The organism is Rhodanobacter sp. FW106-PBR-R2A-1-15, assembly GCF_058789735.1.
In genome coordinates this window covers 1-15,160 of record NZ_JBYTEM010000045.1, presented here as the reverse complement: position 1 = coordinate 15,160, position 15,160 = coordinate 1, and the positions used below count along the sequence as shown (strand labels likewise).

Below are 15,160 nucleotides of genomic sequence, written 5' to 3'. Positions count from 1 at the left end.
GCGCGCAGCGCCCTGCCGAATCCCGAATCCCGAATCCCGATTCCCGGCCCGTACTCATCATGGCCGGCGGTACCGGCGGGCACATCTTCCCCGGCCTCGCCGTAGCCGAGTGCCTGCACGCGCAGGGCGTGCCGGTGGTGTGGCTGGGCGCGGTCGGCGGGATGGAAACGAAGGTGGTGCCGGCGCAGCAGATCGAGTTGCACACCGTGGCGGTGGGGGGCCTGCGCGGCAAGGGCATCAAGACCCGGCTGCTGGCGCCGCTGATGCTGCTACGTGCGCTGTTTGCTTCGCTCGCCGTGTTGCGCCAGGTGCAACCGCGCAGCGTGCTGTCGATGGGCGGTTACGTGGCCGGCCCTGGCGGCCTCGCCGCGTGGCTGCTGCGCCGGCCGCTGCTGGTGCACGAGCAGAACCGCGTGGCCGGCTTCACCAACCGCAAGCTGGCCGGACTGGCGAAGCGCGTGCTGGCCGGTTTCGCCGGTGCCTTGCCGCGGGCCGAGTGGGTCGGCAACCCGGTGCGCGAGGCGATCGCCGCGTTGCCGCCGCCGGCCGCGCGCATGGCGGGGCGCGACGGCAAGCCGCGTCTGCTGGTACTGGGCGGCAGCCTCGGTGCCCGCGCGCTGAACCTGGCGCTGCCGCGGGCGCTGACGCAGTTGCCCCCGGCGCAGCGTCCCGAGGTGCTGCACCAGTGCGGCAGCCGCGGCCTCGACGAAGCTCGCGAAGCGTATGCGCAGGCCGGCGTCGAGGCACAGGTGGTGGCGTTCATCGACGACATGGCTGGCAGCTACGGCTGGGCCGACCTGGCCGTGTGCCGCGCCGGCGCACTGACCCTGGCCGAGCTGGCCGCGGCCGGGCTGGGCGCGGTGCTGGTGCCGTTCCCGCATGCGGTGGACGACCACCAGACATGCAACGCCGAAGTGCTGATGGCGGCCGGCGCCGCCGAACTGATGCAGGAGAACGAGCTGGACGTACAGATTCTGGCGCAGCGGTTGGCATCGCTGCTGGGCGATCGCCACCGCCTGCTGGCGATGGCCGAAGCCGCGCGCACGCTGGCGAAACCCGATGCGGCGCAGGTCATCGCGCGCGCTTGCCTGGAGGTCGCCGCATGACGCCGCGTCGATTGCATGCGCATGAGGACCCGATGAGCACGTTCCGCCGGGTGCACTTCATCGGTATCGGCGGTGTCGGCATGAGCGGCATTGCCGAGGTGCTGCACAACCTCGGCTACGCGGTGTCCGGTTCCGACCGCGCCAACTCGCCCACCGCGCAGCGGCTGCGGCAACTGGGCATCGACGTGCACGTCGGCCACGCCGTGGAAAACATCGGCGATGCCGACGTGGTGGTGACCTCCAGCGCGATCAGGCAGGACAACCCGGAGCTGGTCGCCGCCCGCGAGGCGCGCATCCCGGTGATCCCGCGCGCGGAGATGCTGGGCGAACTGATGCGCTTCCGCCGCGGCGTGGCGATCGCCGGCACGCATGGCAAGACCACCACCACCAGCCTTACCGCCAGCGTGCTGGCCGAGGCGGGCTACGACCCGACCTTCGTGATCGGCGGCCAGCTCAACGCGGCCGGCGCGAACGCGCGGCTCGGTACCGGGCAGTACTTGGTTGCCGAGGCGGACGAATCCGACGGCTCGTTCCTGCTGTTGTCGCCGGTGATCGCGGCGGTGACCAACATCGACGCCGACCACCTGGAGAACTACCACGGCGATTTCGCCGAGGTGAAGAAGGCGTTCGCCGACTTCCTGCACCGGTTGCCGTTCTACGGCCTGGCCGTGCTGTGCGCGGACGACCCGGAAGTGGCCGTGCTGGCGAAGTCCACCACGCGCCGCGTGATGACCTACGGCATCGACGCCGCCGACGCCGACGTACGCGCGCAGAACGTGAGCCAGCACGGCTTCGAGATGCATTTCGAGCTGCTGCTGCCGGGCCGGGCCGAGGCGCTGCCGGTGAAGCTCAATCTGCCGGGCCGGCACAACGTGCTGAACGCGCTGGCCGCCGCGGCGATCGGCTGGCAGCTCGGCGTCGAGGCCGATGCGCTGGCGCGGGCGCTGGAGAACTTCCAGGGCGTCGGTCGGCGCTTCCACCGGCGCGGCGAGATCGCGCTGGACCAGGGCAGCGTGCTGCTGGTCGACGACTACGGCCACCACCCGCGCGAGCTGGCCGCGGTGTTCGCCGCCGCCCGCGGCGGCTGGCCCGGGCGTCGCCTGGTGGTCGGTTTTCAGCCGCACCGCTACAGCCGCACGCGCGACCTGCTGGACGACTTCGCCAACGTGCTGGCCGAGGTCGACGTGCTGGTGCTGACCGACGTCTACCCGGCCGGCGAGGCGCCGATCGCCGGTGCCGACGGCCGCGCGCTGGCGCGGGCGGTGCGCGCCCGCGGCAAGGTCGATCCGGTACTGGTCGAGCATCCGCGCGACCTGAAGGACACCCTGCCGACGCTGCTGCGCGACGGCGACCTGCTGCTGCTGCTCGGCGCCGGCGACATCGGCGCGGCGGCGGTGGAGCTGGCCCAGCTCGGCAACCTTAGGACGAACAAGTGAGCATGAAGGTGACCGTGAACAACATCAGCGATCCTGCCCGGTTCGGCCGCGTCGCCGTGGTGATGGGCGGCAGCTCGGCCGAGCGCGAAGTCTCGCTGGATTCCGGCCGCAACGTGCTGGAAGCGCTCAGGGCGCGCGGCGTGGACGCGCAGCCGGTCGACGGCATTCCCGCGCTGCTCGACGCGCTGCGCGCCGGTGGCTTCGCGCGCGTGTTCAACATCCTGCACGGCCAGCATGGCGGTGGCGAGGATGGCGTGCTGCAGGGCGCGTTGGAGGCGCTGAACGTGCCGTACACCGGCTCGGGCGTGCTCGGCTCGGCGCTGTCGATGGACAAGCCGCGTTCGAAGCGCGTGTGGCAATCGCTCGGCCTGCCGACCCCGAAGTTCGTGGCGCTGCCGCGCGGCGCTGACCCCGGATCGAGTCCGGGGCAGGCGGTGCATGCGGCGGCGAAACAGGTCGGCTTTCCGCTGATCGTGAAGCCGGCCTGCGAAGGATCCAGCGTGGGCGTCACCCGCGTTTTCGAGGAATCCCAGCTGGACCAGGCGGTCGAGCTGGCCGCGAAGTATCCGGGTGACCTGCTGATGGAAACCCTGATCGAGGGCGACGAACTGACCGTCGCCATCCTCGGTCGCCAGGTGCTGCCCAGCATCCACATCGTGCCGAAGGGCGCGTTCTACGACTACAACGCGAAATACATCGCTGAGGACACGCTGTACCTGTGCCCCGGCCTGGAAGGCGACGCGGAGACGGAGCTGCGCGCACTGGCGCTGGCCGCGTTCGACGCGCTGGGCTGCACCGGCTGGGGCCGGGTCGACGTGATGCGCGACCGCGCCGGCCGCAACTGGCTGCTGGAAGTGAACACCGCACCCGGCATGACCTCGCACTCGCTGGTGCCCAAGGCCGCCAAGGCTGCTGGCATCGATTACCAGCAGCTCTGCTGGCGCGTGCTGGAAACCAGCTTCCGCAATGGTTCGTTCAACGCGGATGGCAGCTCTGCCGAATCCCGAATCCCGAATCCCAAATCCCGCGGCTCCGAGGGAGGCGCCCAGTGAAAGGAACCATCCGCCTCGTCGCCTGGTGCCTCGCCATCGCGCTGGTCGCGCTGCCGATCGTCGGCGTGTTGCGCGGGTGGTTCGCGGTCGGGCGCTGGCCGGTGACCCAGCTGACGGTGCAGGCCGAGTTCCGGCACGTCGGCGCGGACGACATCCGCGCCGCGGTGCGGCCGCATCTGGGCAGGGGCTTCTTCGCGCTGGATCTCGACGCGGTGCAGAAAGCGGTGGCTGCGCTGCCGTGGGTGGAATCGGTGGAAGCGCGCAAGCGCTGGCCCGATACCCTGCTGCTGCGCATCTACGAGCGCGAGCCGTTCGCGCGCTGGAACGACAAGCAGCTGATCAGCCGCCAGGGCCTGGTGTTCGCGGCGCCGGGCATGGACGGCATCGGCGCGCTGCCGAGCCTGCACGGTCCGGATGCGCGGCTGGCCGAGGTGGTCAGCTTCTACGCGGAAACCCGCAAGGCGTTCGCCGGCACCCATCTGCAGGTCGCCGGCGTGGCGCTGACCGAGCGCGGCAGCTGGAGCGTGAGCATGGCCGGCGGCGCGCGGGTCGTGGTCGGCGACCGCGAGTACGCCGGGCGCCGGTTGCGCCGCTTCCTCGACGTCTATCCGCAGCTGATTGCCGGCCATGCCGACGGCTTCGCCTACGCCGATCTTCGCTACACCAATGGATTCGCCGTGCGCTGGCCGCCGACGGCCGCCGCCAACGCTGGAGGTTCGCCCCGCTCATGAAGCCGCGCAATGACAAGCAACTGGTGGTCGGGCTCGACATCGGCACCTCGAAGGTGGTGGCCATCGTCGGCGAGTACGAGCCGGGCGAGCCGATCACCGTGATCGGCATCGGCACCCACGTCTCGCGCGGCATGAAGCGCGGCTCGGTGGTCGACATCGAATCGACCGTGCATTCGATCCAGCGCGCGGTGGAGGAGGCCGAGCTGATGGCCGGCTGCGACATCCGCTCGGTCTACGCCTCGATCTCCGGCAGCCACCTGGAAACCCGCAACTCGCACGGCAACGCGGCGATCCGCGACCGCGAAGTCACCGCCAGCGACCTGGAGCAGGTGCTGGAGGCGGCCAGCGCGGTGGCGATCCCGGCCGACCGCAAGGTGCTCTACAAGGAATCGCAGGAATACCGCATCGACGGCCAGGACGGCATCCGCGCGCCGATCGGCATGAGCGGCGTGCGGCTGGAGGCGAACGTGCACCTGGTCACCGGTGCCGCGGCGGCGGTGCAGAACGTCACCAAGTGCATCCAGCGCTGCGGCCTCACCGTGGACGAGCTGGTGCCCTCGGCGGTGGCCAGCGCGAAGGCGGTGCTGACCGACGATGAGCGCGAGCTCGGCGTGTGCCTGGTCGACATCGGCGCGGGCACCACCGACATCGCAATCTACACCCAGGGCTCGATCCGCTACACCGCCTCGCTGCCGGTGGGCGGCGACCAGGTCACCAGCGACATCGCCTATGGCGTGCACACGCCGACCGCGCACGCGGAGGAGATCAAGATCAAGTACGCCTGCGCGGTGACCGGGCTGGCCCACGCCGAGGAAACCATCCAGGTGCCCAGCGTGGGTGATCGCCCACCGCGCCGGCTGGCCCGGCAGTCGCTGGCGCAGAGCGTGCAGGCGCGCTACGAGGAAATTTTCGAGATGGTGCAGGACCAGCTGCGCCGCTCCGGCTACGAGAGCCTGGTGGCGGCCGGCGTGGTGCTGACCGGCGGCGCCTCGAAGATGGAAGGCGCGCTGGAGCTGGCTGAGGAGATCTTCCACAAGATGGTGCGCATCGGCGTGCCGCAGCAGATCGAGGGCCTTGGCGAAGTCGTTTCCAGTCCGCTGCACGCCACCGGCGTGGGCCTGCTGCTGCACGGCGCGCGCGCCGGCGGCACGCGGGCAGGCGGCCCGATCGGCGGCAGTGTCGGCGGCGTGGTCGGCAAGCTGCGCGGCTGGCTCACCAGGAATTTCTGAGCAACACGAATCCGGTGGCGCAGGAGGCGTCGCCACGGGCGGAGGGACATCCGCCCACCACCATGGATCGACAGGAGTCGCCACCCATGGTTACAACGACAACAACTCTGCGGAGGACGGGAAATGTTTGAACTGATCGATAAACTTGCACCCAATGCGGTCATCAAGGTGATCGGCGTGGGCGGCGGCGGCGGCAATGCCGTGGCGCACATGCTGAATGCCAACATTGAAGGCGTGGAATTCGTCGTCGCCAACACCGACGCACAGGCGATGAACAGCTGCGGCTCGCGCACCCACCTGCAGCTCGGTGGCAACGTGACCAAGGGTCTCGGCGCCGGTGCGAATCCCGAAGTCGGCCGGCAGGCTGCGCTGGAGGATCGCGAACGGATCGAGGCGATGCTGGAAGGCGCCGACATGGTGTTCATCACCGCCGGCATGGGCGGTGGCACCGGTACCGGCGCGGCACCGGTGGTGGCGCAGCTGGCCAAGGAGAAGGGCATCCTCACCGTGGCGGTGGTGACCAAGCCGTTCCCGTTCGAGGGCCGTCGGCGCATGCAGGTTGCGCTGAAGGGCATCGAGGACCTGTCCCAGCACGTCGACTCGCTGATCACCGTGCCGAACGAGAAGCTGCTCAGCGTGCTCGGCCGCGAGGTCACCCTGCTCAACGCGTTCAAGGCCGCCAACGACGTGCTGCAGGGCGCCGTGCAGGGCATCGCCGACCTGATCACCGCCCCGGGCCTGATCAACGTCGACTTCGCCGACGTGCGCACCGTGATGTCGGAGATGGGCCTGGCCATGATGGGCTCGGGCACCGCCCGCGGCGACGACCGCGCCCAGGCGGCGGCCGAGGCGGCGATCAAGAACCCGCTGCTGGAGGACGTCAACCTCAACGGTGCCTGCGGCATCCTGGTCAACGTCACCGCCGGTCCCAACCTGACCATGCGCGAGTTTGACGAGATCGGCCGGATCATCCACGACTTCGCCAGCGAGGACGCCACCGTGGTGATGGGCACCTCGCTGGACCCGGAGATGAAGGACGACGTGCGCGTCACCGTGGTCGCCACCGGCCTCAACCGGGCGATGGCCTCGCGCCAGCAGCCGCCGATCCGCATGGTCGAGACCCAGCAGGTGCTGATGCGCCCACGTCCGGTGGTGCTGCGGACCGGCACCGGCAACGAGGTGGTCGACTACGCGCAACCGGAGATGGCGGTCAGCCACGGCCGTACGGAACCGGCGGCACCGGCGAAGGGCGCCGAGCCGGGCTTCGATTACCTGGATATCCCGGCGTTCCTGCGCCGCCAGGCCGACTGAGTAGGCATATCGACTTCGGACCGCTTGCACAAGTTAAGGAAATGCGAAAGGATTGAACGATCGCCCGTTGGATCGGTCACTACTTCCATCGTGCCGCGCCGGCGCCGTCTGCCGGACCGAGCGATGCGCGGGGAAGGGCCGGGGTTGGCTTCGGCTGGCCGTTCGCAGCTTTACAGCAGCAAGACTGTGCGTCGGGATGACGCATGGCCTGTCGGCGCGGGATTGCCCGCAGCGACTGGCCCGATACCCCTGCCGGATTCCCGTCCCAGGCCCGGGGTATCGTGTCGCGCCGCCGCCTGATCGGGAAAACCGCAGCGGACGCGTCAGCTTTCAAGGATGAAAGAAACATGAAGGCTTAATCAGACTGTACGGTACGGTTTGCTTTCACCACAGGTTAAAACTGTGTTAGCATCCGCCCCTGATTGGCTGCTGCCTACACAGGTACCAACTACAATGATCAAGCAGCGTACGCTCAAGAACGTCATCCGGGCGACCGGCGTCGGCCTGCATACGGGTGACAAGGTGTACATGACTTTGCGACCCGCGGCGCCGAATACGGGCATTGTGTTCCGCCGCACCGACCTGACCCCGCCGGTGGATATCCGCGCGCGTGAGGACAATGTCGGTGATACCCGGCTGTCGACCACGCTGGTCGATGGCGAGGCGCGCGTTGCCACGGTCGAGCACCTGCTCTCGGCGATGGCGGGCCTGGGCATCGACAATGCCTACGTCGACCTGTCCGCGCCGGAGGTGCCGATCATGGACGGCAGCGCCGGTCCGTTTGTCTTCCTGCTGCAGTCCGCCGGCATCGAAGAACAGAACGTGGCCAAGCGCTTCATCCGCATCAAGAAGCCGGTGAAGGTGCAGGAAGGCGACAAGTGGGCCAGCTTCGAGCCGTTCGAGGGCTTCAAGGTCGGCTTCTCGATCGACTTCAACCACCCGATCATCAGCCAGCGCACCTCGCGCGCCGAGATCGACTTCTCCACCACCTCGTTCGTCAAGGAAGTCAGCCGCGCGCGCACCTTCGGCTTCATGCGCGACATCGAGATGCTGCGCGAGCACAACCTGGCGCTGGGCGGCTCGATGGACAACGCGGTAGTGCTGGACGACTACCGGGTGCTGAACGAGGACGGCCTTCGCTACGAGGATGAGTTCGTCAAGCACAAAATCCTCGACGCGATCGGCGACCTGTACCTGCTCGGCCACAGCCTGATCGGCGCGTACCACGCGCACAAGTCCGGTCACGAACTGAACAACAAGCTGCTGCGCACCCTGATGGCCGATGCCTCGGCCTGGGAAGAGGTCAGCTATCAGGATGATCCGGCCACCTCGCCGATCTCCTACGCCCACCCGGCACAGGCCATCTGAGCCGACCAGCGGCCAGTCCTCTACGAGTCCCTCACGAAAAACGGCTCCGTCGCGCGACGGGGCCGTTTTTTTGTGGGGCCAATCACGTTCTGGGGGCGCTGCGCTTCACGCCTTCGCGACATGGCTGATTACTCCTTAACAAATGGCGTGCTATAAAACCGCCTGCGACATGCGGACCGGCGCCATCAATCGGTGCCGGGCGAGGGGGAATCAGCGGTTTCGGCGAAGGACGCCAGCTCAAGGAACAGCGCCCGCAATTCGGGGTCTGTGAATGATGCGGCGGCGGCCCTGAGGTGGGCGGCGGCGGCAGGCGAAAGCGGTTTCGACCGGTCCGGCGCTGTGGCGGCTGGTGCAGGGGGGATCACTTTCACGGTGACTGAACTGGCGCAGGTGCCAATGGCATGTGCGGCGGCAAGGATTTGCGTCTGCATCAAGCGCAGCCGCGATGCCCAGCCCGGTGAAGACGCCAGGAAGACGAGGCGATCGTTGCGCAGGTTGGCGAACCTCACCTGCTCGCGCAGCGGTAACGGCAATGTCTGGCGCAGTGCGCGGTCCAGCGCTTCCAGCGCGTCGGCCCTTCGGGCCAGCGTCGCGAAGGAGCCGCAGTCGGCGAGGGGCTTCGGCCCGCTGCCGGTGCGGCGGGAAGTGGTCGGAGTGGCGCGTTGCATGGTGCCGGAATTCGACCCAGGAAAGACATGCAGATCATACTCGTATCACGCGCCCGGAAACTGCCGAAAACCCTCGACCTGGCCGACCATCGCCTGCGCTGGAAGCTGTTCTCGGCCGCTGCGCTGGCGGTACTCGGTTGCATGGGTGTCGGCGTGGCGCTGGCCATGCTGGTGGCCAGTCCGCGCGACCGCGCGCTGGCCGAGATCCGCGACCTGCAGCAGCAGGCCCGGCAGCAGGACGCCCAACTGGGCGGGGTGCGCCAGGAAGCCCAGCGCAGCCTCGACGCACTGGCCGTGAAGCTGGGCCAGCTGCAGGCCCAGTCGACCCGCCTGAACGCGCTGGGCGAACGCCTGGCGGAGGTCGGCAAGCTCGACGACGGCGAGTTCGATTTCGACCAGCAGCCGGCCGTCGGCGGCGTCGAGGACCCTGGCAGCAGCGCTTATGCCCTGCCGCCTGCGCTGGACAACAGCATCACCCAGCTGGCCAGCCAGTTCGATCGCCAACAGGCGCAGCTGTCGGCGCTGCAGAGCCTGCTGCTGGATGCCCGGATCGAGTCGAACCTGAAGCCGACCGGGATGCCGGTGCCGGGTTATATCTCCTCCTATTTCGGCGTGCGCGCGGACCCGTTCGACGGCCGCTCGGCGCGGCATACCGGCATTGACATCTCGACCCCGCTCGGCACGCTGGTGCACACCGTGGCCGAGGGCATGGTGACCTTTGCCGGCGTGCGCCAGGGCTACGGCAACGTCGTCGAGATCGACCACGGCAACGGCTACATGACCCGCTATGCGCACAACAGCGCGCTGGTGGCGCGTCCTGGCCAGCACGTGCAGGTCGGCGACGTGGTGGCCCGGGCCGGTTCCACCGGTCGTTCCACCGGCTCGCATGTGCATTTCGAGGTCTGGTACAACGGCCGCGTGGTCAACCCGCTGGCGTTCGTGCGCAACCATCGCTGAGGCCCGTTGCTGCCCACCATGCCTTGAATCCGGCGCTGGCCGGCGCCATTCAGGATGACGCTGCGGCCTGGCTCGACCGGCCGCATCCCGGCGCGGCTGCCTCCGCGGATGGTGCCCGGCGGGCATGTAGTAACATGCTCGATTGGCCCGCGTGCGCCGTGGGCATTTCACTCCAACCCGGAAGATCGATGTTCAATCGTGCCCTGACGAGCCTGTTTGGCAGCCGCAACGAACGCGTGTTGCGCCAGCTTTCCAAGAGTGTCAACCGCATCAATGCGCTGGAGCCCGAATTCGAGAAACTGAGCGATGACGAGCTGCGCGGCAAGACCGACGTGTTCAAGCAGCGTGTTGCGGCCGGGGAATCGCTCGACAAACTGCTGCCGGAAGCGTTTGCGGTGGTGCGCGAGGCGGCCAAGCGCACTCTGGGCATGCGCCCCTACGACGTGCAGATGATCGGCGGCATGGTGCTGCACCAGGGCAAGATCGCCGAGATGCGCACCGGCGAGGGCAAGACCCTGGTCGGCACGCTGCCGGTCTACCTGAATGCGCTGGCCGGCAAGGGCGTGCACGTGGTCACCGTCAACGACTACCTGGCCCGGCGCGACTCAGCCCAGATGGGCAAGCTGTACAACTTCCTCGGCCTGGCCGTGGGGGTGGTGTACCCGGGCATGGACCACGCAGACAAACACGCGGCCTACGCCGCCGACATCACCTACGGCACCAACAACGAGTTCGGCTTCGACTACCTGCGCGACAACATGGCGCTGAGCAAGGAACAGCGCTATCAGCGCGGCCTGCACTATGCGATCGTCGACGAGGTCGACTCGATCCTGATCGACGAGGCGCGCACGCCGCTGATCATCTCCGGTCCGGCCGAGGATTCCCCGCAGCTGTACATCGCGGTGAACAAGATCGTGCCGCAGATGGTCCGCCAGATCGAGGAGAACGGCGAGGGCGACTACTGGGTCGACGAGAAGCAGAAGCAGGTGCACCTGTCCGAGGCGGGCATGCAGCACGCCGACGAACTGCTGCGCGCGAGCGGCGTGATCGAGCAGGACAGCGGCCTGTACGACTCCAAGAACCTGGCGGTGGTGCACCACCTCAACGCGGCGCTGCGGGCCAACGGCATCTACCAGCGCGACGTCGACTACATCGTGCGCGACGGCGAGGTGATCATCGTCGACGAGTTCACTGGCCGCACCCTGCCGGGTCGGCGCTGGTCGGACGGCCTGCACCAGGCGGTGGAGGCGAAGGAAGGCGTGCCGATCCAGCGCGAGAACCAGACGCTGGCCACGGTGACGTTCCAGAACCTGTTCCGCATGTACAAGAAGCTGGCCGGCATGACCGGCACGGCCGACACCGAGGCGTTCGAGTTCCAGAGCATCTACGGCCTGGAGGTGGTGGTGATTCCCACCCACAAGCCGATGATCCGCAAGGACAACCCGGATATGATCTTCCTGTCGCAGACGCCGAAGTACAACTCGGTGATCGAGGACATCCGCGCTTGCCACCAGCGCGGCCAGCCGGTGCTGGTGGGCACCACCTCGATCGAGGTGTCCGAGCTGCTGTCGGGCTTGCTGAAGAAGGCCGGCGTGGCGCACGAGGTGCTGAACGCCAAGCAGCACGAGCGCGAGGCGCACATCGTGGCCCAGGCCGGCGCACCCGGCCAGGTCACCATCGCCACCAACATGGCCGGCCGCGGCACCGACATCGTGCTCGGCGGCAGCCTGGAGGCGGCGCTGGCGGAGCTGCCGGCGGAGGCCGGTGAGGCCGACCGCCAGCGCGTCAGGGCCGAGTGGAAGAAACTGCACGAACAGGTGGTCGCTGCCGGTGGCCTGCACATCATCGGTACCGAGCGGCACGAGTCGCGCCGCATTGACAACCAGCTGCGCGGCCGTTCCGGTCGCCAGGGCGATCCGGGCTCCTCGCGCTTCTACCTGTCGCTGGAGGACAACCTGCTGCGCATCTTCGGCGGCGAAGGCCTGGTGCGCTGGATGAAGCGCTTCGGCATGAAGGACGACGACGCGCTGGAAGACCGCATGATCAGCCGCCAGATCGAGAAGGCGCAGCGCAAGGTCGAACAGCACAACTTCGACATCCGCAAGCACCTGCTGGAGTTCGACGACGTCGCCAACGACCAGCGCAAGGTGATCTATCGCCAGCGCGACGAACTGCTCGACGACGACGAGGTGCAGGCCACCGTTGCCGACATTCGCGACGACGTGGTGCAGAGCATGGTGCGTGCGTACGTGCCGGACGACAGCATCGACGAGCAGTGGGATCTGGCCGGGCTCGACCGCGAGCTGGAAAGCGAGCTGGGCCTGTCGCTCGACCTCAAGCAATGGATCGAGCAGCAGCACGAGATCGACGCGAAGATGCTCCTCGAGCATGTGCGCGGCGCGGTGCATGAGCTGTTCCAGGCCAAGGAGGCGCAGATCGGCGCCGAGACCATGCGCCAGCTGGAAAAGCACATCATGCTGACGGTGGTGGACAACGCCTGGAAGGATCATCTGGCCAGCATGGATTACCTGCGCCAGGGTATCTACCTGGTTGGCTACGCACAGCAGGATCCGAAGCAGGCGTTCAAGCGCGAGTCGTTCAAGCTGTTCTCCGACATGCTCGAGCGGATCAAGGCCGAAGTGGTGCAGATGCTGGCGCGGATCCGCATTCGCAGCGAGGAGGAAGTCGCCGCGATGGAGGCCGAGCAGCGCCGCCTGGCCGATCGCCTGCAGAAGCAGATGCTGGCCAGCGGCGGCGGCGCGCCGACGGAAGGCGCGTTTGGCGGCGCGGTGGCAGCCGAGGCGGCGGTCGGTGCCGGCATGCGTCTGGCGCAGCAGCCTGCGCAGCACGATGGCCCCAAGGTCGGACGCAACGACCCGTGCCCGTGCGGCTCGGGCAAAAAGTACAAGCACTGCCACGGCCAGCTCGCCTGAGTTGTTTTTTTTGCAATCGTCCCTGATCGCGAGAGTCAAACGGACGGCCATCCGTGGCCGCACGCCTCATCAAAAGAAAACCCCGCTGCGGCGGGGTTTTTTCATGGCTGTCGGTTCAGTAGTGGCGGATCAGTCCTCGCCGCCGGGTGGGCGTTTGCGATACGGCTCGGCGTTGACTGCGATGTACTGCAGCTCCTCGCTGTCCAGCCGCAAGGCAGTGAGCTGCCCGCCCCAGACGCAGCCGGTGTCGATCGCGTGCACGCCGAGTCCGGCGAAGCGGCCCAGTGCCGACCAGTGGCCACAGACGATGCGGGTGTCGCGCCGGCGCATACCGGGCACTTCGAACCACGGATACAGTCCGGCCTTCTGCGTGCCGGGAGCACCCTTCGCCTCGAAGTCGATGCGGCCGTTGACGTCGCAGTAGCGCATCCGGGTCATCGTGTTGATGGTGGCGCGCTGGCGGTCCAGGCCCTGCAGCCGGCTCAACCACAGCGCCGGCCGGTTGCCGAACAGGTTGCGCAGCAGACGTGGATGGTGCGGGCTGGACAGCTCGCGCTCGACCTCTTGCGCGGCGCGCTGCGCCTGGCGCAGCGTCCACGTTGGCGCCAGGCCGGCATGCACCATGGTCCAGTTGAGCTGCTCGTCATGGTGCAGCAGCTTCTGCGAACGCAGCCACTCGAACAGCACCGGTGCGTCGTCGGCGAACAGCACCTCACGCAGTTCGGGGTTCACCCGGGCCTGCGCGTCGGGCCGGCGCTGGGCGATCGCCAGCAGGCTGAGGTCATGGTTGCCCAGGGTGACCACGCTGTATTCGCGCAGGCTGTGGATCAGCCGCAGCGTGTCCAGCGAGCGGCCGCCGCGGTTGACCAGGTCGCCGCAGAACCACAGCCGGTCCTGTGCCGGGTCGAAGCGCAGCTTGTCGAGCAGGCGTTGCAATTCGGGATAGCAGCCCTGCACGTCGCCGATCGCGTACGTAGCCATGTCAGCGCAGGGCCATCAGTGCAGCGTACGCGGAATGGACAGGGTGAAGGTCGGGATGGGCGCCTCGAACTCCGTGCCGTCGTCGGCCAGCATCCGGTAGCTGCCGCCCATGGTGCCGACCGGCGTCTCCAGCACCGCGCCGGAGGTGTATTCGAAATCGTCGCCGGGCCGCATCCAGGGCTGTTCGCCGACCACGCCTTCGCCGGTGACCTCCTCGACCTTGCCGTTGCCGTCGGTGATCATCCAGCGGCGTGCGAGCAGGCGCGCGGGCATCTCGCCGGCGTTGCGCAGGGTGACGGTGTAGGCGAAAACGTAGCGATTGTCACCGGGCTTCGATTGGTCGGGGACGAAGCGGGTTTCGACCTGCACGTCGATCGTGTAGGAAGATTTTTCAGTCATGCTCGGATTGTAAGGCCTGCCGCCGTGAATGGGGCGCGCGTTTCCCTCAGAGGCTGCCGTAGACCTTGGCCAGGCGCACGAAATCGGCCGGAGCGAGGGTTTCGGCGCGCGCTTTCGGGTCGACCTCGGCGCGCCGGATCGCGTCGGCGTCGAGCAGTTGCCGCAACGCATTGGCCAGCGTCTTGCGGCGCTGGCCGAACGCGGCCTTGACCACCGCGTGAACGTGTTCCGGCACCGCGTCGTGCCGTTCGTCGGGCGGCAACGGCTGCAGCCGCACCACCGCGGATTCGACCTTCGGCGGCGGGCGGAACGCCTCCGGCGGCACCTCGAACAGCGGTTCCACGCGACAGGCCAGCTGCAACATCACTGACAGCCGGCCGTATACCTTGCTGCCCGGTTCGGCGGCCATGCGCTCGACCACTTCCTTCTGCAGCATGAAATGCATGTCGCGGATCGCCGCGGCGTGCTCGACGCAGTGGAACAGGATCGGGCTGGAGATGTAGTACGGCAGGTTGCCGGCGATGCGCAGCTGCGGCACGCCGTGGCGGTGCGCCAGCGCGCTGAAGTCCACCTTCAGCACGTCGGCGTGGACGACGTGCAGCTCGCCCACCGTGGCGGCACGCGAGCGCAGGGCGGGGATCAGGTCGGTGTCCAGCTCGATCGCGGTGAGCCTGCCCGCCGCCGCCAGCAGCGGCAGGGTCAACGCGCCCTCGCCGGGGCCGATCTCGACCATGAAATCCTCCGGCCGCGGTGCGATCGCGCCGACGATGCGGTCGATGTAGCGCCGGTCGTGCAGGAAGTGCTGGCCGAAGCTTTTCTTGGGGCGTGCGTTCATGGGGCAGCAGTGAGAGGTTGTGATTTTTTCAACCTCTCAGGTCGGCCAGGGATGGCCGAACATGAAACAGTCACGCAAGTGACTGTTTCATGTGAGCGAGTCCGGGCGTGTACCGGACTCGCGATCGAAGAAAACCACAGGATGTGGTTTTCTT

Annotated in this window: 13 protein-coding genes; 9 read left to right on the top strand and 4 right to left on the bottom strand. The window is 68.0% G+C overall.

The genetic code is table 11. The annotated features are described in order from the left end of the window. Positions 1-59 precede the first annotated feature (59 nt). The 7 genes from murG (at position 60) to lpxC (ending at position 8,233) form a co-directional block, all read left to right on the top strand. Positions 60-1,106, top strand: coding sequence for an undecaprenyldiphospho-muramoylpentapeptide beta-N-acetylglucosaminyltransferase (gene murG, locus AC3WTD_RS17650; protein ID WP_037089972.1), 1,047 nt, complete (start codon positions 60-62; stop codon positions 1,104-1,106). Next, positions 1,103-2,542 (top strand): UDP-N-acetylmuramate--L-alanine ligase, encoded by a 1,440-nt coding sequence (gene murC, locus AC3WTD_RS17645; RefSeq protein WP_027493150.1) that lies wholly within the window; start codon positions 1,103-1,105, stop codon positions 2,540-2,542. The genes murG and murC overlap by 4 nt, the downstream gene beginning before the upstream one ends. A gap of 2 nt (positions 2,543-2,544) precedes the next feature. After that, positions 2,545-3,594 (top strand): D-alanine--D-alanine ligase, encoded by a 1,050-nt coding sequence (locus AC3WTD_RS17640; RefSeq protein ID WP_492614567.1) that lies wholly within the window; start codon positions 2,545-2,547, stop codon positions 3,592-3,594. Continuing rightward, positions 3,591-4,325, top strand: coding sequence for a cell division protein FtsQ/DivIB (locus AC3WTD_RS17635; RefSeq protein WP_492614566.1), 735 nt, complete (start codon positions 3,591-3,593; stop codon positions 4,323-4,325). The genes AC3WTD_RS17640 and AC3WTD_RS17635 overlap by 4 nt, the downstream gene beginning before the upstream one ends. Continuing rightward, the gene (gene ftsA / locus AC3WTD_RS17630; RefSeq protein WP_235642388.1) at positions 4,322-5,554 is read left to right on the top strand and encodes a cell division protein FtsA; all 1,233 of its coding nucleotides are present in this window, start codon (positions 4,322-4,324) and stop codon (positions 5,552-5,554) included. The genes AC3WTD_RS17635 and ftsA overlap by 4 nt, the downstream gene beginning before the upstream one ends. A 123-nt stretch (positions 5,555-5,677) precedes the next feature. Then, positions 5,678-6,865, top strand: a complete 1,188-nt coding sequence (ftsZ, locus tag AC3WTD_RS17625; RefSeq protein ID WP_027493146.1) for a cell division protein FtsZ — start codon at positions 5,678-5,680, stop codon at positions 6,863-6,865. A gap of 453 nt (positions 6,866-7,318) precedes the next feature. Further along, the gene (gene lpxC, locus AC3WTD_RS17620) at positions 7,319-8,233 is read left to right on the top strand and encodes a UDP-3-O-acyl-N-acetylglucosamine deacetylase (RefSeq protein ID WP_027493145.1); all 915 of its coding nucleotides are present in this window, start codon (positions 7,319-7,321) and stop codon (positions 8,231-8,233) included. Between the two features lie 185 nt (positions 8,234-8,418). On the opposite strand, the gene AC3WTD_RS17615 is transcribed toward lpxC, so the two are convergent. Beyond that, complete coding sequence (locus tag AC3WTD_RS17615; RefSeq protein WP_492614565.1) at positions 8,419-8,901, bottom strand: DciA family protein; 483 nt, start codon at positions 8,899-8,901, stop codon at positions 8,419-8,421. Positions 8,902-8,928: 27 nt separating this feature from the next. Between AC3WTD_RS17615 and AC3WTD_RS17610 the strand changes: the two genes are divergently transcribed. Together AC3WTD_RS17610 and secA are read left to right on the top strand one after the other, a co-directional pair. Next, complete coding sequence (locus AC3WTD_RS17610; protein ID WP_037089969.1) at positions 8,929-9,858, top strand: M23 family metallopeptidase; 930 nt, start codon at positions 8,929-8,931, stop codon at positions 9,856-9,858. Positions 9,859-10,046: 188 nt separating this feature from the next. After that, a complete protein-coding gene (secA, locus tag AC3WTD_RS17605; protein WP_492614564.1) occupies positions 10,047-12,791 on the top strand; it encodes a preprotein translocase subunit SecA in 2,745 nt (914 codons plus the stop codon). A 129-nt stretch (positions 12,792-12,920) separates the two neighbouring features. On the opposite strand, the gene AC3WTD_RS17600 is transcribed toward secA, so the two are convergent. Genes AC3WTD_RS17600 through rsmA form a run of 3 tightly spaced genes read right to left on the bottom strand, consistent with a single transcriptional unit; the run spans position 12,921 to position 15,006 of the window. Continuing rightward, positions 12,921-13,772, bottom strand: coding sequence for a symmetrical bis(5'-nucleosyl)-tetraphosphatase (locus AC3WTD_RS17600; RefSeq protein ID WP_492614563.1), 852 nt, complete (start codon positions 13,770-13,772; stop codon positions 12,921-12,923). A 15-nt stretch (positions 13,773-13,787) separates the two neighbouring features. Beyond that, positions 13,788-14,171: a Co2+/Mg2+ efflux protein ApaG gene (gene apaG / locus AC3WTD_RS17595; protein WP_027493140.1), complete on the bottom strand. Its 384-nt coding sequence runs from the start codon at positions 14,169-14,171 to the stop codon at positions 13,788-13,790. Positions 14,172-14,217: 46 nt separating this feature from the next. Further along, complete coding sequence (rsmA, locus tag AC3WTD_RS17590; protein ID WP_027493139.1) at positions 14,218-15,006, bottom strand: 16S rRNA (adenine(1518)-N(6)/adenine(1519)-N(6))-dimethyltransferase RsmA; 789 nt, start codon at positions 15,004-15,006, stop codon at positions 14,218-14,220. Positions 15,007-15,160: the final 154 nt, after the last annotated feature.